The organism is Pontibacillus salipaludis (assembly GCF_014642405.1).
In the GTDB taxonomy this organism is placed as follows: Bacteria; Bacillota; Bacilli; order Bacillales; family BH030062; genus Pontibacillus; species Pontibacillus salipaludis.
Genome location: NZ_BMIN01000012.1, coordinates 84,936 through 110,559, shown reverse-complemented (window position 1 = coordinate 110,559; position 25,624 = coordinate 84,936). Strand labels below are relative to the sequence as shown.

The following is a 25,624-nucleotide window of genomic DNA, read 5'->3' as shown; positions in this document are numbered from 1 at the left end:
TATAGGGGGGATGGCATAAGTATAACCCCCATTTAATCTCACAAAAAAAAGAGCGAAATCATTAGATGATTTCGCCCTCATGTTCTCTAGCTATTCTATTATGCACGACTTCTTTGCGGCATTGGCTTACCAATTAACTCACGCTTGATTAAGAACTGAGCCGCTAAAATGCCACCGAAAACGACAAGTCCAATCGTATCCGAGTAGCCTCCTGGATAGATAAGCGCAAGTCCGCCACCGACAGCAAGAACCCGCTCTACCCAATACACTTTACGGAACCAATATCCAATCATGCCAGCACCAATTGCAATCATACCCGCAATCGCTGTGAACAAGATCCAGATCAGACCCCAGAACGTGGCGTCGATCATTAATAGTTCAGGTTGCAGGACGAACATATACGGAATAATAAAGGCCGCAATGGCAAGTTTGGCCGCGTTGACCCCGGTTCGTATCGGTTCGCCCCCTGACACCCCGGATGCTGCAAAGGCTGCAAGTGCAACTGGAGGTGTGATGTCTGCAATAATACCGAAGTAGAATACAAACAAGTGAGCAGGTAATTCCATAACACCTAAGGCTATAATCGCTGGTGCTGCAATCGTTGACGTAATAACGTAGTTCGCCGTTGTCGGAGAACCCATTCCTAATATGATTGCTGCCACCATTGTAAAGAACAAGGTTAATAGAATTTGCTCGTTTGCAAGGGATACTAAGCTGTTAGCCAGTTTAAGGCCAAGACCTGTTTTCGTTACGACTCCTACAATCATACCCGCAGCAGCTGTAGCAGCTACAACGCCAAGGGCTGTTCTAGCACCTTGCACAAGGGCATCAATTGTATCAGCAAAGTTACCATCAAAGAAGTAACTCACTACAATCGTAGCAATCGTACCCGCAATAAGACCACCAACGAACCAGCCGTCTGCCAGTCCGCCATTTACGATCGCTTTATAAATGATATAAGCAATTCCACCAACCACAAAGGCGATTGGATAGATCTTGCGGAACTTCTCTTCTCGCAAAAGACCAACTAATATCGTTGTAAAGATTCCATAAAGGGCAGATAAAATAATACTTAAACCAGAAGCTAAGAAGAAGACAATCGCTACAATAGGAAGTAGAAGATAAAGTTTCTTCAGAACTTCTTTCTTATCTGGAATCTCTTCATCATCCAGGCCACGAAGTCCAATTCGTTTTGCCTCAAAGTGTGTCATAATCCAGATTCCTGTAAAGTAAAGGACAGCTGGAATAGCTGCTGCTTTCGCAATAGACCAGTAATCAATTCCGATAAACTCAATCATTAAGAAAGCTGCTGCACCCATAATTGGCGGCATAAGTTGCCCACCCGTTGAAGCCGCTGCCTCTACAGCACCAGAGAACTCTTTACGATAACCAAGACGTTTCATCATCGGAATCGTAAATGAACCTGATGTTACAACGTTCGCAACAGAGCTTCCGCTAATTGTTCCTTGAAGAGCACTGGAGAAGATCGCTACCTTCGCCGGACCACCTGTACGTTTACCAGCTAAGGCTACTGCCAGGTCATTAAAGTACTGACCTACGCCCGTTTTAACAAGGAAGGCACCAAATAGTAAGAATAAGAAGATAAAAGTGGATGATACCGCAAGCGGCGTTCCAAAAATTCCTTCTGTTGTAAAGAACATCGTTTGTACGATTGTATCTACATCCAACCCGCGGTGAATTAGGAAATCAGGCATCTGACGTCCCCAATACGCATAAGCGAGGAATAATGTTGCGATAATCGTAATCGGAAGTCCCACGGCACGTCTTGTCGCTTCAAGAACAAGCAAAATCGCAAGGCCACCTACATAGAAATCAATTTGGGTCATTTCCCCGGCACGAGCAATAATTTGGTCGTAATTAAGAGGCCAATAGGCTCCCATGCCAACACTCAATATGGCTAATACATAATCATACCAACCGAGCTTCCCTCGTTCTAAGTTCTTCTTTCTTGCCGGAAACAGCAAGAAGATAAGCATTAACGCAAATCCTAAGTGGATTGATCGGTGCATCTGTGCTGGTATTTGATAGATGACAGTAAAATAAACTTGATAAAGAGAAAAAGCTAATAAGGTAAAAAATACAAATTTTCCTACAAATCCTGATAAATCTCGGACGCTTGACTCAACATCGTACTTCTTAACAAGCGCGTCCTGGTCTTCCTTTGAGAGTGTATGATCTTGGTTGTTCTTATCACTCACTCATCTTCACTCCTTTCCACATCTGCCAAATACTCATGTCACGGGCTTCGATCTTAATACTCGTCCCGGCACCCACAAACTCCTTCAATAAGTACGATTCTCCACCGTAAACAATTGTATGCTCCGATCGGACTTGCCCGACAGACAAATTGATAGAAGGTAATGTTTTCGTGTTTGGGCCCTTAGTGATGATATACTTTTCGTCTTTCATTTCAAACGTATCTTCCCCATAGGCATTTGAAGGCATGCCAATAGCCGTGTCTTCATAAATGAGCTTCTTTGGTTGAATCGAATGGTCCTCCTGAAGCTCAAATTCTTCAATAACCTCTGAAAGGTGAACAGAATGAATGTATCTGATCTGAAAGTGTTTTTGCTGATGAATCGGAAGATAAGCTAACTCTTCTCCCGATCTTATATGTTGGAAGGTGATAACCGTGCGGTTTGGATAAAAGATAAGAACGGCCAGTGCCGCAACCGCGATGAGGGAAATGCCTACTACGAGTTGAAATCGTCGATTCTTCAAGTCTATCCCTTCTTTTCATGAAGAAAGATAGACCGAGAAAGCCGGTCTATCTTATCTCCGTGGTGACTATGGTTACTTACTTGCTAACACCTTTTTCATCAAAGTACTTCTGAGCACCTGGATGAACGTCAATTCCAACACCATCTAGAGCACTTTCAGCTGTGATGAATTCACCTTTAGCATGAGAAATGGCATCCGTATTTTCGAATAATGCTTTCGTCATATCATATACAACATCTTCACTTAGATCTTTAGAAGCAACAAGCATCGCTTGAACGGCTACTGTTGTAACAGCTTCGTCTACTTTGCTGTATGTTTCTGCTTTAATTTCGTCTTTAGCGTAGTAAGGATACTCGCTAATCAACTCTTCAATCTTATCTTCTGCAATAGGTACAATCTTAACGTCTGCTGTAGCCGCTAAGCTCTCAACTGCACCTGTTGGTGTTCCAGAAGTGATGAATGCTGCATCGATTGAACCATCTTGGATCCCGCTTGTAGATTCACCGAATGCAAGGTCACGTTTCTTAATATCTTCTAGAGTAATTCCGTGAATATCTAGGATATTCTCAGCATTTGCTGCAGTACCAGAACCAAGAGCACCGATTGAAACGGTTTTCCCTTTTAAGTCTTCTACTGATTCAATACCAGAATCTTTCGTTGTAACGATTTGAATCGTTTCTGGATAAAGTGTTCCGATTGCTTGAACGTTATCTACTTGGTTGTCTTCAAACATTAGCTTTCCTTCAGCTGCATAAGCTGCGATATCTGTTTGTACAAAAGCTAGCTCTGCATCACCTTTAGACAAGGACTTCATGTTTTCAACAGAAGCACCGGCTGATTGAGCAGAAACTTCTACGCCATCAATATTTTCGTTCATAACATTCGCGAACGTACCACCTAACGGGTAGTATGTACCAGTTGTTCCACCAGTTAGTAAGGAAATGAACTTCTTACCGCCATCATCACCTTCGCTACCTTCGTCTCCAGAGTCGCCGTCAGCACTTCCGCCACCACAAGCAGCTAACACCATAGAAAGCGCTAACATAAGGATGAAAGCTAATAAACTTCTTTTCTTTGTCATTTTTATTTACCCCCTAAAAATGAATATAATTTGCTAATTGTATTTTAGCAGGATTTGATTGGAAAGACAATCACTAATTTTTTGACAATAATTTTATGTAAAGAATTACGATCTTTACGTTATAAGTTAGCTTTCCTTACATCATTATATCATCTTTTTTACTGTATTTCGAAATAGTGTTTTCTTCCATTAATTAAAATAGTTCTTTAGTCTCAATAGCCATTAATCTATTTTCTCCTTTTCCCCGATACCAATTTGATCAATCCGCTTTTTTCAACAAATATGATACACTTAATGCATTGTTGTTTATTTCTTCCTTCACGGGGGAATTCATGAGGATAGTTTCCTCTTTCATCATTATAGGAGGTGTTTAAATGGGCAGAAAAGGAACCATGACAGATCAAACCATTGATAGCGAATATTTGAATGAAACATTAACTGTAAAGATCTACAAACCAGAAACGTTCTCTCCTTTATATAAATACAACATTTGTATAATGCAAGACGGAGATGATTATATGCAGCTTGGCAGGGTCGCAACATTGAGCGATCGGTTCCACGGTGACCAAACGATTGAGAACACCATTTTCGTTGGAATCCATTACAACGACAAATATGATCGCCGGGAGAAGTATCATCCAGAAGGCAAGAAATTCACATCTTATATGAAGTTTCTCGCGATGGAAGTCGTACCTCTTCTAGATGTAGAACTTCCTACATATCACATGGGTGGTAGCCGCGCTCTTATGGGGGATTCACTAGGTGGCACGATGGCACTCATGACAGCACTTCGATATCCTCATACGTTCGGGAAAGTGATTATGCAGTCTCCTTATGTTGATGAAACAGTCCTACAAGAAGCCGAGGATCATGATGCCTTAGCAACTATGGAAATCTATCATACGATTGGAACACAGGAGACTGAAGTTTCCACAACAGACGGGAAAGTTCAAGATTTCCTTACACCAAATCGGAAGCTTCATGACATTTTAGAAAAGAATTGCCATTCGTACACCTATTACGAACTTGACGGTGAACATACGTGGAAATATTGGCAAAAAGATTTAAAACGGGTGCTTCCTACTATGTTCGGAAGCGAAAATCCTTAAACTACCTCAAGAAGAATTTCAGAAAATTTGATATAATGAATAACACGATCATTCTATCAAGATGAAACGATTCATCTTTTTTATTAAATATGAAATGGGAGGTTCAATCATGAAGTACGGTATTGCTTTATTTCCATCTAAGCAAGTTCAAGACATTGCTAATTCTTACAGAAAACGTTACGACCCACATTACGCGTTGATTCCACCGCACGTAACATTGAAAGAAGCTTTTGAAGCAGACGAAGATCATATCGAAGAAGTTGTCCAAAAACTTTCTAACGTTGCCAAAAACACTCAACCTTTTTCACTCAATATCAACAAATTAAGCACCTTCTCACCAGTAACGAACACCATCTATATGAAGGTAGAACCGGCAGATGGGCTAATGGAGCTTCATCAGAAGTTACACCAAAGCGATATCCCAAATGGACAGACGTTCTCCTTTGTTCCTCATATCACTATTGCCCAGAAGCTTTCAGATGATGAACATTCAGATGTGTATGGGAGCTTACGTATGATTAGTCATGAATTCGAGGAGACGATCGATCGTTTCCAATTACTCTATCAGTTAGAAAATGGATCTTGGACCGTTTATGAGACGTTCCGCCTTGGGAAAGGATAAGTCGTACATGAGAATTGAAGAAGTTACAACGGATCAGCAATTAGAAGACGCCTATTCTGTCCGAAAAATTGTTTTCGTAGAAGAACAAAACGTGTCTATGGAAGAGGAAATGGATGAATTTGATGGAGTAGCGACTCACTTTGTTGGGTACGAAGGGGATCAACCTATATCTGCAAGTCGCCTACGCTTTGTCGATGAGTATGCAAAACTCGAGCGCATCTGTATGATCAAATCTTCTAGAGGACAAGGACTTGGCAAACAGATGATTCTTCATATGGAAGATCATGCGAAAGACATGGGGTACTTGAAGAGTAAGCTAAACGCTCAAATTCAAGCCCTCGGGTTCTATGAATCACTTGGTTACAAAGTGGTTTCAGAGGAATTTATGGACGCTGGTATTCCCCATGTCACTATGATTAAAGATTTATAAGTGATAAGAATGTAAAAAGCTCAAAGGGATATGCCTTTTGAGCTTTTTTTATCGTTCATTTAGAGTGCTGGCAGTACATATTGAAAGGCAAGCACTCCAAGCAATAGCACAACAGTTACCGTAAGGAGAAACTTCCCTACTTTAATTAGGAATGTAAGTAAGATGGAAGCTACAAATCCCCCGATTGTAATGGTAAGCAACACATCTTCATCTACCAATTGGTTTCCTGTCCAAGCATAAAGGGCGAGCGCTGCTATGCTAATTACAAATAATAGTTTAGGTATCAATGAGGCTTCTCCCCTCTTTCAAGTGTTCAAGTTCATCTTAACGGGAGTCGAGTTCTTTGTATACCCTCCCCCTCTTTTGGCAAAAATGGTTAGAGGAATAAAGAAAGGATGAGGGGAGATTGATGTATAGTTCCATACTAGTAGAAACCATCATTGGATTTTTGTGCTTATTCGTCTTAACTAAGGTTCTAGGAAAATCTCAAATTACTCAGATTACTGCTTTCGATTTCATCGCTGCACTTGTGCTCGGAGAACTTGTCGGAAACGCACTCTATGATAAAGAGGTCGGCATATCTCAAGTCCTATTCGCTGTTTTCTGCTGGGGAATCCTTATTTATGTGACAGAATGGATTACCGAGAAATTCAAAGGCTCGCGCGCCTTGCTTGAAGGGCGACCTACGATTATTATATATGAAGGAAAAATTCAGAAAGATCTTATGAACAAAGGAAAGCTTGATATTAATCAACTACAGCATTTACTCCGTTCAAAAGATGTTTTCTCTATGCAAGAAGTGGAATACGCCATACTTGAAACAGATGGAACAGTATCCGTACTAAAGAAATCTCTTGACCAATCTCCAAGCCGCAGAGATCTCAATTTAAAACCGCAAAGCGTGTACTTGCCACGTACACTCGTCAGCGACGGAGAAATACTATGGGATAACCTACAGGAAGCTGGTTTGACAGAAGATTGGTTGAATCAAGAACTACAAAAACAAAACATTCAGTCGCCTAAGGAATTGATGTATGTAGAATATAAAGAAGGAGAAGCATTGTATGTGGTCCCATACTAAGCTTCTCCTTCTTTTATATAGAAGACCCATCGATAATCTTGAATCTTGTAACCAACTTGGTCTTGCTTCAATAAAGCAATTAAGTATGCCGTAACAGCTGTACGGAATAAGAGCCATTGAGGAAGCTGATCTACCTTCACTTGATACGTATTACACATATAGGTAATAAGTTCTTCATGAGAGACAAGCTTCTCAGATTCAATATAAGCCCATAACATATGAATGAGTTCATGATGATAAGCAATGTTGGCATCAACTGTATCATGAAAATCTTCTTCATATTCCCCATGGCCAGGGACTGCCCCTTTTGTCTGTATCTCCTTAAGCTTGTACAACGTTTGAATAGCAAGGTGAGCATCCGTTAGGAAAGGAATTTTATGCTTATGCAGTTGCTCTTCGCTAAAGTACGCGTCTCCTGCATATAAACAATCATAAATTTTAATACCAAGCTGATAATAGCTATGACCCGGCAGCAAATACGTTGTAAAATTGAAGCCATCTCGCTCATAAACGCCTTCTTGCAATACCTCATCTACAAAAATGGAGTTTCCCTCTAAAAATTTATTTCGTAGTTCCGGTAGAGGATCATTCCCTCCAAACAAGTATAAAGGTTCAAGAGAAGGGTTACGTAAAATGGCTTCCTCATAGTAAGGAGCAAACGTATAAATGGCACGGTCCTGTTGCAAATACGAACCCCCTCCATAATGATCGGAGTGCGCATGGGTAATAAAAAGATGCGTAACAGGCAACTCTTCGTGATCAAGTTTCTTCAAAACTTTCTTCATCGTTTGGGAGTCAATCCCGGCATCCACAATCATTCCTGACTCCCCTTGATAAATGTACCCTATATTGACAGATCCGCTAAAATAATAGCAGTTTGAATTGATTTGAATCAGCTGCATAATTTCGACTCCTTCGGCATTTCTAAATACTTTCGTTAAAATGCCGCCCAATTCCTGTTAAATCAGAGTAAATTCTGTGCGTCTTCCCTACATGTACAGAACCCGGCGCATATAAATCAGGCTTATGCTGCTTAGTGATTTGTTCATTATAAAACTGGTAATCTTTCCGATCCTCTTCTCTTGGTTCAGGGTTATCTAATTGTTGCTCTAAATCTAATTTAAAGACACGTTCAATCGGGAATGGATCACGCTTCGTGCGTTCGACTCGCTCACGATAATCGCTATATTGGTAGTGCGGTATTGGTAAAATGTATCCCATTTCCTATCACTCCTTTTTAGATCCTTACGTTACTCTACCCGTTTCTTCCATATAATATGCCTGTTTTGCGATAGATAGAGATGTTTCCGTCAGCTATAATGAGCATAAGGCGTGCCTGGAAACCACTCGCTTTCCTGTGGGGAGCTGGTTAGCCTCCTCAACCGGCATAGCCGGCCTCCGGGGTCTCACCTAGGCTCTTCTGCCCACGGGAGTCTCGCAGTTTCCAGGCCCACCTTTGCCGAATTAGGGGAAGACGGAAACTTGCCCCAATAGGAGTCGCTCGGGAATTACAAGCTATATTATACGCCGCGGCCCGTTCATCTAATAAGCGCCGGGGCTTGCTGTGGGACGACGAGACTCCCGCGGGGTAAGGAGCCTAGGTAAGACCCCGGACGGAGCGTCAGCGAAGGAGGAGGCTTACCAGCTCCCCGCAGGAAAGCGAGTTGTCCCACAGCAAGCCCTGATCTCCATATGGTAACGGACGCCTCCTTACTTTAATGTCTCGGTTTCCGAATATTCAACATTAAAAAAGGCCCCTTTCCAGAGACCTAGCCTTCCATCTTTTTCTCTAATTCGTTCATCGCCTTTTCAATCTCGCCAATTCCTTCTTGAAACGACTTATGCCATTCATCATGGGATGTATGAAAAGACTGAAATTGTTGATCAAATTTTGTTTTTTTCTTCTCTGGAAACTGAAACCACGACTCCTTTAGATCCATATGCTTATTAAGATCGTGGAAAGGTTTCATCCAATGAGGTTCAAAAATTCGAATTCGAGGCATTTACTTCGACTTCTTCTTTCCACAACCGCAGCCTTTCTTTTTCTTCGGGGATACGGGTTTTGGTTTCAATGAGGCATTTTGTGAAGCTGTTTTTTTACTCTTCAACTTCTCCACCACCCTTTCAGATAAACTATGCCCTTGTCTTTAGTATATGAAAGAAGCCATTCATTCGTATGGGTAGGTACCTCTCTCTAGTCAAAAAGTTTAAATAATAGCGCCGTTCCGCCACTAATGGCAAATAGTATCCATAAAGGATTCAGTATAGGGAAAAATAAAAAAGTGCCATACACGAGTGCAGACGCCCAGACACCTGTACACCAGTGACAACTAAGTAATTCGCCAACAAACCGTTGTAATCCTTTTCCTTTCACTTCAATAAAAACCTCAGTCTCTCCATTTTCATTTACTTGTTCGACTTCCTTATGAAATGGCTTCCTGATCCAATCTGTAATCGTGTCATAGACAAGTAACCTTGTCACCCGAAAGCTGGCTAGTACGAGAATGATTAATTCCATCCACGTTAACCCCATATGCATCACGTCCTTTAATGAAGTATATGAAATAAGGGTTGTCCATTTGTATACCAAAAATAAAAAGCCCTTTGCCCCGTGAAAGGCAAAGGACGTTCTATAAAAAGTTAGATCCAAGAAAACGGCGGGCGACGATCTTCGTTTTCTTCTCCCTCTTCATGGACTTCTTCCACTTCTTCTTCTAACTCCACATGCTCTTCTTCTGTTTCGCTTTCAACCTGCGCACGGCGAGGGCCGAAGAACGGGTCGAAACGATCCTCATCGTGACGGTCTCTACGACGAGGACGTTGTGGTTCAATAACCACGTTTTCTGCTTTAATGATCACTTCATCTACATGGATGACTTTTTTTCGCTTCTCTGACACAGTTGGTCCACTCCTTTATAAATCTTTACTCGCTAGTATCCTATGTATGAGTGAATGGGTGTGTTTGGGCTTTTGCCCTGTTTCTTAAGAAAAGCGCCCTGGATTTTTTCATCCACCCTTTCAGAAAAATACAGGCTTCTGCCCACACACATAGAGGCTCCCGACATATTCTATTAAAGACAATAAGTCAAAACGTCCAGAAAGGGGAAATGACACATGGGTTGTGGAAAAAACAGAGTCGAGTCAGCTTCTGAAGGTTGTGTATGCGACATCCTTAAAGAAATCGTTGACGCACAAAACGACGTAACAGATGATTGCAATTCCAGCTGCGAAGAGTCAATTAACGAATTAATGGGGGACCGTGGGACAAATAAAGATACGGTACCTGTTATTCTTTATTGCAAAGATTGCAAACCATTCAAAGGTTTCGGCGCTCGTCGCAATGAAATCGATAAGATTCGCGAAAGCTTCATCTTCCGCGTTAAAGAGGTAGACGAAGATTGCGAATGCGCACTACTTGAACTACTTGCTACACCTCATTCTTCTGAAGAATGCCACATCAAATCACCAAGCGACCAAGACACAAGTAACTTACGCGCAACTGGTATCTGCATCACAGTTGACCTAAACTGCTTCTGCCACATCACTTGCCTTCCTGCGATCAACGCAAGAGCTTAGTGAACAAAAGCGGAAGGCCCCACTAAGCAACGTACAGACTGGGCTGAACCGGAGTTAGTTGCTAAGGGCTGAAGCTAGATGTGAACAAAAGTCAGGTTCCTATATTGGAGCCTGACTTTTTGTGTACAAAGGCAGAAACCATCGTTCAATTACCCCGGTTACATATCTATTTCTAAATAATAAAAAAGAGCTGCATTAAGCAGCCCTCTAAAACCCTCTTAATACAATGTCATGAATGTCATCAAACGGAACTTCTACCCGGAACGGTCTCTGAAGAATTTTCATATATACAATTCCTTCTTCATAATCCTCAATCCATCCCTTATAACGTTCTTCTTCTGTAATGACCTCGCACTTCATTCTCGGAACTTGTGAGGGCAAATTAACGAAATAATCGACTTTATCTTCTAGACTCATATCTTTAAACCTGCTACGACGATTCCTGTTCGTAAAAGAAACGCGGCGCTTCTCCTCGCGTTCATTTGTTTCCATAGGTTGAGTTTCTTCTTCATTGTGTGATTCAGGCTCTGAGAAATCTTCTAACTCCTTAGCCAGTTTTTCTTCCACTTTTTCTGGCGATTCCCCTTCTGACTCCTGATCATTCTGAGGCTCTTGAAGATCAATCTCGTTTTCTTGCTGCCTCTCAACATGGTCATCATTAGCTACTTTAAAAGGATCCGAACGCCCTAAAAATGGATCATATCCTGCTGGTCTAGAGCGGTCAGGTTCCCCGAGCCCCAGCGAATAACGTTTACGACGCTGTTGCCCCCGCTTCGTTCTCTCTTGAGTAGGGGTCTCATTTGAGTTAGCCGCGTTTTCTGTTTCTGCTGCTTCAGCTTTCGCCTCAAGTTGCTTCTCTGATTCTTGTGTGTCTTCACTTTTCTTTGTTAATGGCTTCCTCTCCGTACGATACACAGACTGCATATTCGGCGATGCCTTCTCGAAATCAGGCTGTGTAATATACAACATCGGTTGCTTCACACGTTCCTTTTTCTTCTTAGCCATATATACACACTCCCCCTATATAATCATCAATCTACACTATAGCCTATGCAAAAGACATGGGGGATGTGCCTAGTTTTTAAGACTCATTTTTTGTGTGGGAAGGAAGATTTGATGATCAGTCTTCTAGAATCAATACCTGCTGTGTTTTTTTTCGTAAATTCTCCTCTGTTTTAGTAAATTTGTTTTCATTTTAGTAACTGACGGACCTGCTTTCGTAACTTCCAAGGTTCTTTTAGTAACTGCTCGGCTTTTTTTCGTAACTTCTCCTCTGTTTTTGGTAAATTCACTTTTGTTTTAGCAACTACTTGCTTCCTTTGGTAACTTCCTAGACTCTTTTGGTAAGTATTATGCTTGCTTTCGCAACTTCTACCAGTGCCAGATATACAAAAAAGCCCAAGGCAGCGCCTTGGGCTTTTAAACAGTTTAGCGTCCGATAATGTGGAAGCCAGAGTCTACGTGGATCATCTCTCCTGTTACACCACGGGAGAAGTCACTTAGTAGGAAGTAAGCTGTGTCGCCAACTTCTTCTTGAGTCGTTGGACGACGTAGTGGCGCGCGTTCTTCAATGTCTTTTAGGATCGAATTGAAGTCGCCTACACCTTTAGCAGATAGCGTACGAATTGGTCCAGCAGAAATCGCGTTTACGCGAATGCCGTGTTTACCAAGACTTTCAGCAAGGTATTTCACGCTTGCATCAAGGCTTGCTTTGGCAACACCCATAACGTTGTAGTTCGGTACAACGCGCTCGCCGCCCAGGTAGGTTAAGGTTACAATTCCGCCACCTTCTGACATAAGGGGTTGTACAGCACGGGATACAGCTGTTAATGAGTAAGAGCTGATATTGTGAGCTGTCAAGAAGCCATCACGGCTTGTATTTAAGAAGTCACCTTTTAGTTCCTCTTTGTTTGCAAAAGCGATACAGTGAGCTAATCCGTGGATGACACCAACATCGTTTTGAATCTGTTGGAACGTTTCCATAATGTTCTCATCATCTGTTACATCACACTGATAGAAAAGAGATTCTTCTCCACCTTCTAGAGTTGCAGCCAGGTCACGTACTGATTTCTCGAAACGCTCTGCAGCGTATGTGAAGATCAAGCGTGCTCCTGCATTGTGAAGTGACTGAGCAATACCCCAGGCGATGCTTCGCTTGTTGGCTACTCCCATCACAACATATGTACGACCTTGTAATGACATATTCATTCTTTCGTCCTCCTCGGAGAAAATGTGTCTATAGTTATTACTTGTTATTAGTACCTGCTACTATTCTAAACAAAATCAAACAAAAACACAATTCCTTTCTAGTATCCCCATCCTTAGACCCATTCAAAACCTTTTCACGAAAAAAGGTGCTCCTTTAATCGGAGCACCTTATTTATGATTTTGTCTCAATCTTTTCTGCCGTTACAACGGAGCCGCTATAATCCACAGAGAGCCGCTTCCACTCAAAGTTTGGATAAGCTCTTTGAGAGCTTTCTGTAATGAATGCCCCTTGCTCAGTTGGAATCAGACTCATAATCGTTGGCCCTGCTCCACTCATAAACGTACCGTAAACACCTTGACGATTTAAGTAGTTTCGCAGTTCGTCATAATGTGGCATCAACGCCCCACGATATGGCTGATGATAGCGATCTTTCTCCATCATCTTCCCAGCAAGTGCCCAGTCTCCCTTCGCTAAAGCGGCGACTAGAACATTAGCGACAGCACTTCCATCTACAGCTTCTTTATACGAAAGTTTTGATGGCAGAACGTCCCTTGCTTCACTTGTTTTCAGATCAAATGAAGGAATAGCAGCTAGAAAGCATACGTCTTGAAATGGAACAGTCGTCCAACTGACATCTTCTCCTTCTTGATAGGCGATGACCCCACTACCTGTAACAGAGGGCACTACGTTATCCGGATGCCCTTCTATCTGAGAAGCGTACGAGACCTTTTCTGTTTCAGAAAGATGTAAATCTAGTATATGATCAGCTAATTCAATACCCGCCACAATCGCAGAGGCACTACTCCCAAGCCCTCTGGCTACAGGGATTTCGCTTGCTACTTCAACCCTATAAGGAGGCAAGTGTTCATGCCCTTGTTTAGTAGCGACAAATTGAGCCGCTTGATAAATGACGTTTTCGTGATCCTTAGGCATCCCTTTTACAGAATCAGAAGTCGCTTCAAAATACCACGCTTCTGAAGGCTCTGCCTGTACTTCAAGGTACAGATTTAAGGCAACGCCAATGGAGTCAAAGCCAGGCCCTAGATTCGCACAACTGGCCGGCACGCGAATGTGTATCATGATAACACTCCGTTTTGGATAGCATCCGTCACTTTTTCGAGATCATTAGGGAGAACGGTTGGCTGGATGGTACTTTTCTCGATTGCGGTTGTCGGATCCTTCAGTCCATTCCCAGTTAACACGCACACGACTTGTGAACCTTTTTTAACGTCCCCTCGCTTAAGAGATTTAAATAATCCAGCGATGGACGCACAGGATGCCGGTTCAGCAAAAACCCCTTCGTTTTCAGCCAACCATTGATAAGCTTCTACGATTTCTTCGTCGGTAACTTCGCTTATAACACCATGGGATTCACTCGTTGCTTTTAAAGCATGATCCCAGCTAGCCGGATTTCCAATTCGAATAGCTGTGGCAAGGGTTTCTGGCTGTTCAATGACCTCCCCACGAACAATGGCAGCAGAGCCACTCGCTTCAAATCCTCGCATGTTCGGTAAACCTGTATGATAGGCTTCATGGTACTCCTTGAACCCTTTCCAATATGCTGTAATATTACCAGCGTTGCCGACTGGGATAAGCAGATGGTCTGGTGCCTTCCCTAACACATCGCACACTTCAAAAGCGGCTGTCTTTTGTCCTTCAATACGGTACGGATTAATCGAGTTCACCAGTGTGAAGTTATCGGTTTCAGCCAGGTGCTTTACGATTTTCAGAGCTTCGTCGAAATTCCCTTCAATGGCGTACACTTCAGCCCCATACATCACGGCTTGAGCAAGTTTGCCTTGTGCTATCTTGCCGTCTGGGATGACAATGATACAACGTAATCCAGCTCGTGCTGCGTAGGCAGCAGCCGCTGCTGACGTGTTTCCTGTTGAGGCGCAGATAACCGCTTCAGCTCCTTCTTCAACAGCTTTTGCCATGGCCATAACCATGCCACGATCTTTAAAAGAACCAGTAGGATTAGCGCCTTCGATCTTAACATAGGCCTCAATGCCATATTCTTTTGAGAGCTTTTCAAGTGGAAGTAAAGGTGTATTCCCCTCTAGTAACGTAAGCTTTGGTGTTTCTTCTGTTACAGGTAATAGAGATTCATAATGTGATAGAAGACCTTTCCAAGCCATAGTTAATTCCCCTCTCCTTCAACTCGATACACGCTATGGATGGACCGAACCGCTTCAATTTCTTCTAAGGCATGAAGGATAGCATCCATCTGGAATCGACTTGCATTATGTGTAATTAAAATAATGTCAGCTGCGTCATGTCCCTCTACAGGCATTTGCAGAATTTTATCTAGGGAAACGCCACTTTTCGCGAACTCTTGCGTAATGGCGAGGAATGTACCAGCTTCATCTTCCCCTTCTAAACGAACGAAGAATTTCGAGAAAATCTCATCCTTCGTTTTCATTTGCTTCTCATAATGCGGAGAAACAGATGACTCACCCGTTACACCAAGGCGAACGTTTTTCACGACATCCATTAAATCAGACACAACAGCTGTTGCAGTTGGCAGTTTACCGGCACCAGGTCCATAGAACATCGTCTCTCCAACAGCATCCCCGTAAACATATACTGCGTTATATTCATCTTTAATACCTGCAAGAGGATGGGTATTTGGAACAAGTGTTGGCTGCACACTCATTTCTACTTTTCCATTCTCACGGCTTGCAATGCCTAAAAGCTTCATCGTATAGCCAAGTTGTTCTGCGTAAGCAAGATCTTCAGAAGAAATACCACGGATACCACTTACTTCAACATCATCGAGAACCGTTTGCATCTTAAATGCGAGCGTTGATAAGAGACTGATTTTACGCGCAGCATCTAACCCGTCTACATCTGAAGTGGGGTCTGCTTCTGCGAACCCAAGATCCTGGGCTTCCTTCAATACATCATCGAACGTGCGCTTCTCGTCTACCATCTTCGTTAGAATATAGTTCGTTGTGCCATTCACAATCCCCATCATTTTATTGATGCGGTCTGAAGCAAGCCCGTTTGTAAGAGAGCCAATAATCGGAATCCCACCTGCTACACTCGCTTCGTAGCGAATATCGCAATGTTTCTCCCTGGCAAGTTCCATTAGCTTGCCACCGTGCACAGCCATCATATCTTTATTCGCTGTAACAATATGTTTTCCGTTCTGAACAGCACGCTCAAGAACGTGATACGTATCTTCTATTCCACCCATAACCTCTACAATAATGTCGATCTCAGGGTCATTTACCAGTTCATCTACTTGATCGGTTAACAAAGAAGGATCAACCGATGCCCCACGTGGTTTGCTAAGATTACTTACAAGAATGCGCTTTACATCAATCGAGCATCCCACCTGGTGTACAATGTCTTCCTGGTGGTTTTGTAAAATCTCTACAACCCCTGTTCCTACTGTTCCTAGTCCACATAATCCTACGTTTAATTTCTTATCTTGCATCGCTTTCCCCTCCTTATTGTCTATACAAAACGTACATATGTACTTCTATTAAAGACATTATAAAGAGGCTCCCCACTAAACACAACCGTTATCGGAAAATTCATAATTAACTATGAATATCCACCGCACCTAATAAGCCTCAAAAAACGAACATCCCCAACACGTTAACCGCTTACATAAAGCCAAAATAAAAAAATGAAAAAAAGTCTCGCACCGCTTTTACGCATTAAAGAAGTGACGCGTGCCAGACACCCGTTACTTCGCTAAAGCGCAAAATCGTTTTGATGCTTTTGCTGGGCGTCTCGACACTTCAGAGGATCATCCTGACGCTCTCGACGCTCATTGCGACACTTTTGTCGCTCGTCCCGGCGCTTTCGCTGTGCGTCCGGACACTTCCACCTTACTTCTCGACACTCTTACTGCCTATCCTGAAACTTCCTGCACGCGTCTCGACACTTACGACGCTCATGCCGACGCTTTTGCTGTTCGTCCGGACACTTTCGCTGGGCGTCGGGACACTTTCGAACTCGTCCGGACACTTCCCACACTCGTCACGACACTCTCACTGCCCATCCCGACGCTTCCGGCGCTCGTCTCGACACTTCCACCGAGCGTCCCGACACTCTCCCCCCCTTCACTGAACTAAAAACCAAAGCAAAAAAGGCTTCGGTCCGTTTGGGACCGAAGCCTTTTTGATTTGGTTAGCAGAGTTCACAGAATTCAAGGTCAAAGCGAAGTTCTTCAACGTACTCTGAAGATCCTGTAACAACGAGTTGGTCACCGGTCTTCAGCTCTGTATCACCGTGAGGAATGATGGATTCATTATCGCGGAATATGCGGACCATGATGACATCTCCTGTGAACGGGAAGTTTCGGATGTACATGCCGTCATATTCATTGTTATTCATCTCAATCTGATACAAATAACTTTCTTGATTGGTTAAAATGTCAACGACGTTTGGCGCGATAATTAACGCTTTTAATAATGCTTTCGAAGATAAGAATACAGAGAATACTTCGACGCCATTTTCGCGAAGCTTCTGATCAAGCTCAGGGGATTCAGCTCGTGCGATGACACGTTCAACTCCCTTTTCTTTTGCATAAAGGGCAATATCAGTGTTTAGTTGCTCATCCCCAATTGAAGCAACAAGAAGGTCCACATTGAATACCCCTTGACCCTCCAACACCTCTTTGTCGTATGCTTCTACTTCATTAATATCAAAACAAGACCGGCTTACCTTTTCATCGATCTTATCTACTTTCGTATGATATAGATACGTTTTGTATAGCTTTGGATCAAGCTCACGCACAACCGGTAATGTCATTCGGTTCGAGCCGATAAAAGCCACTTGCTGGACATGCTCTGTTTCCTCTTCATGAGAATAAAGCTTCTTGAAGATAACAGGTGCTACTAGACAAGATACAACAGAGACAAGGATAAGCGCTCCTTCCATTCTCGTACTGATGAGCCCCATCTTCTCTCCGATGGTAGCAGCAGCAATGACGAGTGAAAGTTTCGCAGTTAGAATGGATCCCGTTGCAAACACTTCTTTCCACGAATACCACTTTCTTAGGATAAGCGCTGGAATCATTTTAGCAATCACGAGCGCCACGAACAGCAATGGCATAAGCAGTAGAATCTTAGGATCTTGGAACAGTTTCGGGATATTGATTCCTACACCGACCATCACGAAGAAGATCGGAATTAAGAAACCATAACCGAAACTGTCGAGCCGCTTGACCATTTCCTGATTTGGAGATAATAAAGCGACAACAACGCCCGCTAAGAAAGCACCAAGAATATTCTCAGCACCGACCGTTTCTGAAATTCCGACCAAAATAAGAATGATCGTGAACACGGCGCGGGTATCAATTTGAATGGTCCCTTTCGACATCGTCTCCACGAAAGAGCGATTCTGAAAGTATTTTCCGACAAAGTAAATCGCTACACCAGCTCCGAACAGAATGAGAAGAAGCCACATACTAGAGCTTTCCTCTCCTCCATAGATCGATACAAAAACTGCGAGCAAAATCATCGTCGTTAAGTCAGCAATTACCGTTACGAGTAACACAATTTGTCCAATGTTACTCCGTAGCATTTGCGCATCTTTTAGCGTTGGTACAACGACTCCTAAGGAAATCGTCGAGATAATCAATGTCATAAGAAAGACATTGTCGATAAAACCAGCCAGAACAAATAAATAGGATAGTCCAAGTGACAACACAAGAATGAATAAGAACATACTCGAAGCCACAACTAATGTGTTCGGTGCTTCTCCACCGCTTGGGAGGGTTTCTTTCTTCTTCTTTCCTGCGAAGGCAGAGAAATCAATCTCAAGTCCACTAAGGAACATTAAGAAAATAAAACCTAAAGTAGACAAGGTTTCAAGCCACATGCCTTCGTTTACTAAGTCAAAGCCACTCTGACCAATAATCAGTCCAACGATAATTTCCGCCACCACAACAGGGATGGTCTTTAAACGAAAACGATGAAGGATGATGGGCGTCAAGAATGCTGCGATGACAACAATCACAAGTGATGTAACAGATGCAGAACCGTGCTCCATTCCACTCGCCCTCCTTACTTCTAGGAAATCAATAGGTGCAAACGTAAAAACGTCGTTGCCATACCGAAATAGATTAAGATTGAAATAATATCGTTAATGGTCGTAATAAATGGACCTGAGGCTACAGCTGGGTCTACATTTAATTTGTGCATGAGTAAAGGGACTAATGCGCCCGCAAGTGTCGCCACAATGAGGGTCGACATAATGGAAATCCCAACGAGTAACCCGAGGTAAAAATCACCTTGCCAGAAATACACAATGAACGTAACAAGGACACCACATGTAAGACCGGTGATTACACCAGTTCCCGCTTCTCGGAAGACAAGCTTAATAATCCCCTCTTTCTCATGTTCACCTGTTGCAAGACCTCGTACGGCTACCGCCAACGCTTGCGTTCCTGTATTACCAGCCATGCCGGCAATAAGCGGAATAAAGACAGCAAGTATGGCGACTTGATTCAGTGTCTCTTCAAATCGACCGATCAAGCTTGCGGTCATCATCCCTAAGAACAGTAAGATCACAAGCCAGGGCAACCTTTTCTTCGCTGCTGCGAATGCATTCTCATCCGGGCGATCCAGATCAGACACACCAGCAAGTTTAGAATAGTCATCACTTGCTTCTTCTTCCATAACGTCCATGATGTCATCCACCGTGATAATACCAAGCATGTGATCCTGAAAATCTACTACAGGAAGCGCTAGGAAGTCATAGTCACGCATTAATTGAGCAACATCTTCCTGGTCTTCGCCAACTTGCACCGATACAACTCGGTCACTCATCACTTCAGAAATATACCAATCTTCTTCTGCAATAATAAGGTCTCGTAAGGATATAACTCCAACTAAATGCTTGTCCTCATCTATAACGAACACATAGTAGATCGTCTCAGCATCAGGTGCTTCACTTTTTAAATGAAGCATCGCTTCCCGTACGGTTTGATTCGCGCGGACCACAACGAATTCTGTGGTCATAATACTACCGGCTGTTTTCTCTTCGTAGTACAGAAGTTCTTTAATATCAGAAGCCGATTCCTTATCCATTATGGTCAGGAAGCTAGCCACTTGGTTTTTATCAAGCTCATTTAAAATGTCAGCAGCATCATCCGTTGAAATCTCAGCCAAGATTTGAGCGGCGAATCGTGGGTCCATCTCTGTGAAGTATTCTTCAATATCATCCACATCAATATGCTCCATGACTTCAGCAATCTCTTCAGGCGATAAATACGTATAGATCTGCATACGCACATCTTGCGTTTGCTCTTCGAAGATCTTCGCCTGGTCATAAGGGTGAATTTCAAGGAATTCAGCTCGGAATTGGTCAATTTGATCATTAAATAATGCATCTTGAATGTTGTCCCATAGTTCGCGTCGTTCATGGTCCTCAAGATATTCCATGGATAAACCCTCCTTTTCGCCTTAACCAGAAGTGGTTCAATAGTTACTATTATACAGTCTTTTCCACGTTACCTAGTCATTTGACCGTTTTATCGTAAGGTCCACATCTTTTTTTGTCAATGTCCCACTAGTATCCCTCTAAAGACACAAAACCAATCCGATGGAAGAAGTTCTTAAAAAACAGCTCAGAATAGTGTAAACTTTCATATGGGAACATATATTAATTCGGAATCTATGGAAAGAAGAAAGGGATCCTTCATGAACAACAATCAAGGTCTTAAAATAGACTTTACACTCATCATGATTTTAGTCGCGATCGCTGCTGTAAGTTGTTTCACACTCTACACCATACAGCCGACGCTTCCTTCTAAGTATGACTACACCAATTTCTTTACGAAACAACTTCAATGGTATGCACTAGGAACCATTGTTATTGGAGTAGTGATGTTATTTGATTACGACCGTTTCCGACAGCTTGCATGGGTTTTCTATGGGATTGGCATTATGATGTTACTTATGCTTGAATTCAATGTTCCTTCAAGCCTTGTTCACGAAAATAACGGGGCGCGCAGTTGGTTTAAAATTGCGGGGAACACGATCCAACCTGGTGAATTCATGAAAGTGTTTCTTATTATTTTACAAAGTCATCTTATTGTTCGACACAATGAAAAACGCCCAAATGAAAGAAGCCTAAAGTACGACCTCTGGCTTCTTGTCAAGATCGTCGGAGTGGCTCTTCCGCCGATGGCCCTAATCGCTAAACAACCTGACTTAGGAACGTTCCTTGTGTTAGCTGCGATTACAGCCGCACTCATTCTTGTTTCAGGAATCCGATGGAGGATTTTATTAAGTATCATCGGCATCATTAGTATGGTCGCCCTTGTCCTAGTAGGATTGTTTCAATTCTTCCCCGTGGCGATGGAAAAATTACTTGTGGAATCTGACTTCGGTCACGTAACCGGACGCTTCTATGGTTGGCTTCAACCTGAAGAATACGAGGACTACGGCTATCAACTCGTCCGTGCTATGATGGCCATTGGCTCCGGACAATTGATGGGTAAAGGGATCAACGAAATGCAAGTTTATATCCCAGAGCGCCACACGGATATGATTTTCACAGCGATTGCCGAACAATTTGGATTCATTGGATCAAGCATCGTTGTTACGCTTTTCTTCCTATTAATTTATCGTATGATTACAACAGCCCTGGAGAGCAACGAACCTTTCGGAAGCTATTTAACCGTTGGACTAATTGGAATGTTCACGTTCCAAATCTTCCAGAACATCGGCATGTCGATTCAGCTTTTACCAATCACAGGCTTGCCACTTCCGTTCATTAGCTACGGTGGTAGTTCATTGATCACTTATATGCTCGCCATCGGGCTTGTGCTAAACATTCGCTCTCGTACAAGAACCTATATGTTTGATTCGTAAAAAAGGTGGAAACGCTAAACAAGCGTTCCCACCTTTTTTCGATCTGGGAATATAAGGAGTTAAGTGAAGGGGTAGCTGAGACGATGAATAAAAATGGGGCCGATACATTTAAAAGTGCTTGGGGTGTCTGGGGAACGACTCGCTTTCCGCGGGCGGCCCCACACGACGTGGGGTCGTTCGACGTTGTCACAGGACGTGACGGTGTTAGTCGAACTTCCTCTTTCTTTTCAGAGCCTCCTCGTTCGCTACGCTCTCTGTAGGGTCTCGTCGACCTCTTTCTCCTGCAGGAGTCTCCCCGTTCCCCAGACACCCCTTGCTGTATATTGCACTAACGGCCCCGTATCCCTAGCCTTGAGATATATAAATTAATGATTCCACATAAACTATGTTTCCATTTCTCACAATACGGAAAAGGTGGGCCTGGAAACTGCGAGACTCCCGTGGGATAAAGAGCCTAGGTGAGACCCCGCAGGCCGGCTTTGCCGGCTGAGGAGGCTCACCAGCTCCCCACAGGAAAGCGAGTGGTTTCCAGGCCCACCTTAACCTCAACCAAAGCTAATGGAAACATCTCTTCATTTCTATTCTACCAGCTCGGCTATCCATTCATCATTATCCTTAAAAATTTAATCATACAGGAGGGGTTACTACATGAAAAAGATCGATTGTATTGGAGATGTGCACGGTTGTTATGATGAACTAATCGAACTGTTTGAGAAACTAGGATATAGCACCACAGGTGACATCCCTCGTCATCCTGAGGGGCGTATTCCTGTTTTTGTTGGAGACCTCACTGACAGAGGACCTGCTTCATTGGATGTGATTCGCCTTGTGTATAAGATGGTTGTAGAGAACAAGATGGCGAAATATGTCCCAGGAAATCATTGCAATAAGTTGTACCGCTTCTTTCAGGGAAATCCTGTTAAACAGAAGCATGGTTTAGAGACAACGGTGGCGGAATATGAGGCTTTATCTGAACACGAGCAAAAAGATATTAAGGATCAGTTCATAACTCTTTATCAGGAAGCACCTTTGTACCTCCAGGAGCCTGAAGCTAATGCGGTTGTGGCTCATGCTGGGATTCGTGAAGATATGATCGGGAAGTCGTTTAAGAATAAAAAGGTGCATACCTTTGTCTTATATGGTGATGTAACAGGTGAGTTCGATGAATTAGGACGACCGGTGAGACGTGACTGGGCTTATGATTACGAGGGAGATCGGTGGATTGTGTATGGTCATACACCTGTTAGAGAGCCTCGTTTCAAACATAAGACCGTTAATATTGATACAGGGTGTATTTTTGGCGGTGCTTTAACGTGCTTCCGTTTACCAGAAGAAGAGATCGTAAGCGTCCCTTCTAAACAACCAGAAGTACCTGAAAAATTCCGTACGTTTGATGAGTAAAAAAGAGGTTGAGGCTATTCGTGCTCTCAACCTCTTACTTAACATCTTCCTAATTTATAATTAGGTTTTCCATATCTTCAGGTAAAGGAGCCTCCACATAAACCTCATGTCCGCTAATCGGATGAGAAAAGCGTATTGAGTTGCAATGGAGCGCCTGTCTATTGATTCCTTTTTTAATCCCGCCATATAAAGAATCACCACATAAGCTGTGGCCTACATCGTTAAAGTGAACTCTAATCTGATGTGTCCTGCCCGTTTCTAAGCGTATATGAACCAGACTTGTTTCTTCTGTTTCTTCTATCACTTCATAATGAGTAACCGCACTCTTACCTTTTGGGTCAACACGTCGTTCAATAATCGAACCAGGTGCTCGGTCAATGGGAGCATTGATTGTCCCCTTCTTCGTCTCCAGATGACCTTCTACTACGGCTTGATAGGTCTGGTGGATCTCCCCTTCCTCTTGCTTCTTTGCTAATAAGGAGTGAACATACCGATTTTTTGCTACAAGAACAACCCCTGAAGTATCTGCATCAAGGCGTGTTACGACATGTAATGTGAAAGGAATACCATGGTGATCGTAATACCCCATAAGCCTATTGCCCAATGTGTCATCCAAATGATGCACAGAAGGGATTGTTGCAAGGAAAGGGGGCTTATTCAGGATAATGACTTCATCATCTTCGTAAAGAACAGAAACCGGCTTATGAACCGATGCCAAGTGCCGCCCGCGCTCTTCAGCAGGGAATTGAATACGTAACTCGTCCCCCGCTTCCACCTTAGCCCTTACTGTAACAGGGGAACCGTTGATTAAAATCCCTTCATCGTACTTAATCACTTTCACCATACGACGTGAAAAAGCTCGTACGTGATATAAATAATCTCGTACGAGCATTCCGTCGTGTTTCGGGTCGATTTTGAATTTCATTTCATAACACCTCTATTTTTATCGTTCGTCTGCTATGAAGGAATCATGAACCCTCTTCCAGAATGGGAACGGACGGAAACGAGCGAAACGTACTTTCTCTTTCGCCACACGGCACTGTATGGATTTCACGTCTGAATATTTCCGCGTAATGTGATCAAGTGTAATCATAAAGCTTTTGTCATTCTGCGGCTTAAGCATGGCTGTATGATGCTTTGGCAAAATGAGCGGAGAGCCCACTGTACGGAAAACGCGATTGTTGATCGACGCCATCTCGGCAATTTGAATGGCCTCAAGTGAAGGGTGAATAATCGCTCCCCCAAGTGCTTTGTTGTATGCTGTACTTCCAGATGGCGTGGAGATACACAACCCATCGCCTCGGAAGGTTTCAAAATGCTCTCCTTTAATTTCCACATCAAGCACCACGGAACCTTCAGCCGTCTTAACTGAACATTCATTTAACGCAAGGTACTTATCTTCTGGCTCATCGCCTTTTGGTCGAATGATAATCTCTAGTAAAGGGTATTCCACAACTTGAAACGGCGTTCTCGCAATTTCAATGATTAACTTCTCTAACTCTTTAGGCATCCAGTCTGCATAGAATCCTAAATGGCCAGTGTGAACTCCAATAAAGGCCGTCTCCTCTAAACGGTGTATATATGTATGGAATGCCTCGAGTAGAGTACCGTCTCCCCCTATTGATATAACAAGATCTGGCTCATCATGGTCCAATTCCAGGTTAAATTCCGTTAAGTAATTTTTCATCTTGGACAGAAATTCATCTGAAGCACTGTCCCCTTTTGACAAAATCGCGAATTTCATTTGAGTTCTCCCCCTTTAAAATTAGGAATCATCATCTGTATCCTTTTGATCATGCTTCTGACGGAAGATTGCTTGTGCTTCTTGAATCTCACTTTTTATTTTTGACATTTCTTCATCTAAACGAAATGCGGCCTCGGAAGCGTTCTTTAAACGACTCTTCACTTCAGCCGGAATTTGGCCGCTATATTTATAGTTTAAAGAATGTTCATTTGTCGCCCAAAAATTCATAGCCAGCGTGCGAATTTGAATCTCAGCAAGCAGTTTCTTCTCTCCCTCAATGGTTTCAACAGGGTATTCGATAATAATATGGTAGGATCTGTAGCCACTTTCTTTTTTCTTCGTAATATAGTCTTTTTCCTCTAAAATACCAAAATCATTGCGCATTCGAATCATATTCACAACCGTGTAAATGTCATCTACAAACTGACAAACGACACGAATGCCAGCTATATCTTGAATTTCATCTTCAAGATTAGAGTAGGGGATATCCTTTTTCCTAGCTTTATCAAGGATACTTGTTATAGGTTTTACCCTACCTGTGACGAACTCAATCGGGGAATGCATAGCACCATATTCATACTGTGCTCTCATTCCCTTTAATTTTACCTTCAGCTCATCAACTGCCTGCCTGTACGGAGCTAAAAACGTTTCCCAATTCAATTCTTGCACCACCTTTTATCCAATCATCGTCTATGTAAATGGGTCACGATATTGGCCTGTGATCTATTGTATCATAAATGATTTCATGATTAATATTTGCAATCTTTATCCCATTCATCAATAATAGAAATG

At 42.8% G+C, this 25,624-nt stretch carries 26 protein-coding genes; 7 read left to right on the top strand and 19 right to left on the bottom strand.

Going from position 1 to position 25,624, the window contains the following annotated elements:
• Positions 1 to 98 precede the first annotated feature (98 nt).
• The 3 genes from IEW76_RS13690 to IEW76_RS13680 all read right to left on the bottom strand — a co-directional run bounded on the left by IEW76_RS13690 (position 99) and on the right by IEW76_RS13680 (position 3,823).
• Positions 99 to 2,219, bottom strand: a complete 2,121-nt coding sequence (locus IEW76_RS13690) for a TRAP transporter permease (protein ID WP_188654737.1) — start codon at positions 2,217 to 2,219, stop codon at positions 99 to 101.
• Complete coding sequence (locus IEW76_RS13685) at positions 2,212 to 2,742, bottom strand: DUF1850 domain-containing protein (protein WP_188654735.1); 531 nt, start codon at positions 2,740 to 2,742, stop codon at positions 2,212 to 2,214. Before IEW76_RS13685 ends, IEW76_RS13690 begins: the two co-directional genes overlap by 8 nt.
• A 76-nt stretch (positions 2,743 to 2,818) precedes the next feature.
• Positions 2,819 to 3,823: a TAXI family TRAP transporter solute-binding subunit gene (locus IEW76_RS13680; protein ID WP_188654733.1), complete on the bottom strand. Its 1,005-nt coding sequence runs from the start codon at positions 3,821 to 3,823 to the stop codon at positions 2,819 to 2,821.
• A 374-nt stretch (positions 3,824 to 4,197) separates the two neighbouring features.
• Here IEW76_RS13680 and IEW76_RS13675 point away from each other — a divergent pair, with 374 nt between their 5' ends.
• The 3 genes from IEW76_RS13675 to IEW76_RS13665 all read left to right on the top strand — a co-directional run bounded on the left by IEW76_RS13675 (position 4,198) and on the right by IEW76_RS13665 (position 5,984).
• Complete coding sequence (locus tag IEW76_RS13675; RefSeq protein WP_188654731.1) at positions 4,198 to 4,932, top strand: alpha/beta hydrolase; 735 nt, start codon at positions 4,198 to 4,200, stop codon at positions 4,930 to 4,932.
• Between the two features lie 109 nt (positions 4,933 to 5,041).
• Positions 5,042 to 5,554 carry a YjcG family protein gene (locus IEW76_RS13670; protein ID WP_188654729.1) on the top strand — a complete coding sequence of 171 codons (513 nt, stop codon included), beginning with the start codon at positions 5,042 to 5,044 and terminating at the stop codon, positions 5,552 to 5,554.
• A 7-nt stretch (positions 5,555 to 5,561) separates the two neighbouring features.
• Entirely contained in the window at positions 5,562 to 5,984 is a 423-nt protein-coding gene (locus IEW76_RS13665) for a GNAT family N-acetyltransferase (RefSeq protein ID WP_188654727.1), read from the top strand.
• A gap of 59 nt (positions 5,985 to 6,043) precedes the next feature.
• Here the strand turns inward: IEW76_RS13665 and IEW76_RS13660 are convergent, their stop codons facing one another.
• The gene (locus IEW76_RS13660) at positions 6,044 to 6,271 is read right to left on the bottom strand and encodes a hypothetical protein (protein WP_188654725.1); all 228 of its coding nucleotides are present in this window, start codon (positions 6,269 to 6,271) and stop codon (positions 6,044 to 6,046) included.
• Between the two features lie 122 nt (positions 6,272 to 6,393).
• On the opposite strand from IEW76_RS13660, the gene IEW76_RS13655 reads away from it, so the two are divergent.
• Positions 6,394 to 7,065 carry a DUF421 domain-containing protein gene (locus tag IEW76_RS13655; protein WP_188654723.1) on the top strand — a complete coding sequence of 224 codons (672 nt, stop codon included), beginning with the start codon at positions 6,394 to 6,396 and terminating at the stop codon, positions 7,063 to 7,065.
• Here the strand turns inward: IEW76_RS13655 and IEW76_RS13650 are convergent.
• The 5 genes from IEW76_RS13650 to IEW76_RS13630 form a co-directional block, all read right to left on the bottom strand.
• Complete coding sequence (locus IEW76_RS13650) at positions 7,062 to 7,967, bottom strand: MBL fold metallo-hydrolase (RefSeq protein WP_188654721.1); 906 nt, start codon at positions 7,965 to 7,967, stop codon at positions 7,062 to 7,064. The two genes, IEW76_RS13655 and IEW76_RS13650, sit on opposite strands and share 4 nt — an antisense overlap.
• A 22-nt stretch (positions 7,968 to 7,989) precedes the next feature.
• Positions 7,990 to 8,286 (bottom strand): hypothetical protein, encoded by a 297-nt coding sequence (locus IEW76_RS13645; protein ID WP_188654719.1) that lies wholly within the window; start codon positions 8,284 to 8,286, stop codon positions 7,990 to 7,992.
• A 548-nt stretch (positions 8,287 to 8,834) separates the two neighbouring features.
• Positions 8,835 to 9,068 (bottom strand): hypothetical protein, encoded by a 234-nt coding sequence (locus tag IEW76_RS13640; protein ID WP_188654718.1) that lies wholly within the window; start codon positions 9,066 to 9,068, stop codon positions 8,835 to 8,837.
• Positions 9,069 to 9,259: 191 nt separating this feature from the next.
• Entirely contained in the window at positions 9,260 to 9,598 is a 339-nt protein-coding gene (locus tag IEW76_RS13635) for a DUF1360 domain-containing protein (RefSeq protein WP_188654716.1), read from the bottom strand.
• A gap of 107 nt (positions 9,599 to 9,705) precedes the next feature.
• Positions 9,706 to 9,963, bottom strand: coding sequence for a hypothetical protein (locus tag IEW76_RS13630; RefSeq protein WP_188654714.1), 258 nt, complete (start codon positions 9,961 to 9,963; stop codon positions 9,706 to 9,708).
• Positions 9,964 to 10,179: 216 nt separating this feature from the next.
• Here IEW76_RS13630 and IEW76_RS13625 point away from each other — a divergent pair, with 216 nt between their 5' ends.
• Positions 10,180 to 10,641: a CotY/CotZ family spore coat protein gene (locus IEW76_RS13625; RefSeq protein WP_188654712.1), complete on the top strand. Its 462-nt coding sequence runs from the start codon at positions 10,180 to 10,182 to the stop codon at positions 10,639 to 10,641.
• Between the two features lie 207 nt (positions 10,642 to 10,848).
• Here the strand turns inward: IEW76_RS13625 and IEW76_RS13620 are convergent, their stop codons facing one another.
• The 7 genes from IEW76_RS13620 to mgtE form a co-directional block, all read right to left on the bottom strand.
• Positions 10,849 to 11,646, bottom strand: a complete 798-nt coding sequence (locus IEW76_RS13620) for a CotO family spore coat protein (RefSeq protein ID WP_188654710.1) — start codon at positions 11,644 to 11,646, stop codon at positions 10,849 to 10,851.
• Positions 11,647 to 12,069: 423 nt separating this feature from the next.
• On the bottom strand, positions 12,070 to 12,849 hold the full coding sequence (gene fabI / locus IEW76_RS13615) for an enoyl-ACP reductase FabI (protein ID WP_188654708.1): 780 nt from the start codon (positions 12,847 to 12,849) through the stop codon (positions 12,070 to 12,072).
• 172 nt (positions 12,850 to 13,021) lie between these two features.
• Positions 13,022 to 13,930 carry a homoserine kinase gene (thrB, locus tag IEW76_RS13610; protein ID WP_229721238.1) on the bottom strand — a complete coding sequence of 303 codons (909 nt, stop codon included), beginning with the start codon at positions 13,928 to 13,930 and terminating at the stop codon, positions 13,022 to 13,024.
• Positions 13,927 to 14,988 carry a threonine synthase gene (gene thrC, locus IEW76_RS13605; RefSeq protein ID WP_188654706.1) on the bottom strand — a complete coding sequence of 354 codons (1,062 nt, stop codon included), beginning with the start codon at positions 14,986 to 14,988 and terminating at the stop codon, positions 13,927 to 13,929. Before thrC ends, thrB begins: the two co-directional genes overlap by 4 nt.
• A gap of 2 nt (positions 14,989 to 14,990) precedes the next feature.
• Positions 14,991 to 16,292: a homoserine dehydrogenase gene (locus IEW76_RS13600; RefSeq protein WP_188654704.1), complete on the bottom strand. Its 1,302-nt coding sequence runs from the start codon at positions 16,290 to 16,292 to the stop codon at positions 14,991 to 14,993.
• Positions 16,293 to 16,993: 701 nt separating this feature from the next.
• Positions 16,994 to 18,859, bottom strand: coding sequence for a monovalent cation:proton antiporter family protein (locus IEW76_RS13595; protein WP_188654691.1), 1,866 nt, complete (start codon positions 18,857 to 18,859; stop codon positions 16,994 to 16,996).
• 20 nt (positions 18,860 to 18,879) lie between these two features.
• Positions 18,880 to 20,253: a magnesium transporter gene (gene mgtE / locus IEW76_RS13590; RefSeq protein WP_188654689.1), complete on the bottom strand. Its 1,374-nt coding sequence runs from the start codon at positions 20,251 to 20,253 to the stop codon at positions 18,880 to 18,882.
• Positions 20,254 to 20,511: 258 nt separating this feature from the next.
• On the opposite strand from mgtE, the gene IEW76_RS13585 reads away from it, so the two are divergent.
• On the top strand, positions 20,512 to 21,687 hold the full coding sequence (locus tag IEW76_RS13585; RefSeq protein ID WP_188654687.1) for an FtsW/RodA/SpoVE family cell cycle protein: 1,176 nt from the start codon (positions 20,512 to 20,514) through the stop codon (positions 21,685 to 21,687).
• A gap of 648 nt (positions 21,688 to 22,335) precedes the next feature.
• The gene (gene prpE, locus IEW76_RS13580; protein ID WP_188654685.1) at positions 22,336 to 23,088 is read left to right on the top strand and encodes a bis(5'-nucleosyl)-tetraphosphatase PrpE; all 753 of its coding nucleotides are present in this window, start codon (positions 22,336 to 22,338) and stop codon (positions 23,086 to 23,088) included.
• A gap of 49 nt (positions 23,089 to 23,137) precedes the next feature.
• Here the strand turns inward: prpE and IEW76_RS13575 are convergent, their stop codons facing one another.
• From IEW76_RS13575 to yjbM, 3 genes are read right to left on the bottom strand one after another with little or no spacing between them, the layout of a single operon-like run.
• Entirely contained in the window at positions 23,138 to 24,013 is an 876-nt protein-coding gene (locus IEW76_RS13575; RefSeq protein ID WP_188654683.1) for an RluA family pseudouridine synthase, read from the bottom strand.
• An 18-nt stretch (positions 24,014 to 24,031) separates the two neighbouring features.
• Entirely contained in the window at positions 24,032 to 24,832 is an 801-nt protein-coding gene (locus IEW76_RS13570; protein ID WP_036784872.1) for an NAD kinase, read from the bottom strand.
• A gap of 21 nt (positions 24,833 to 24,853) precedes the next feature.
• Positions 24,854 to 25,492, bottom strand: a complete 639-nt coding sequence (yjbM, locus tag IEW76_RS13565) for a GTP diphosphokinase (RefSeq protein ID WP_308422076.1) — start codon at positions 25,490 to 25,492, stop codon at positions 24,854 to 24,856.
• Positions 25,493 to 25,624: the final 132 nt, after the last annotated feature.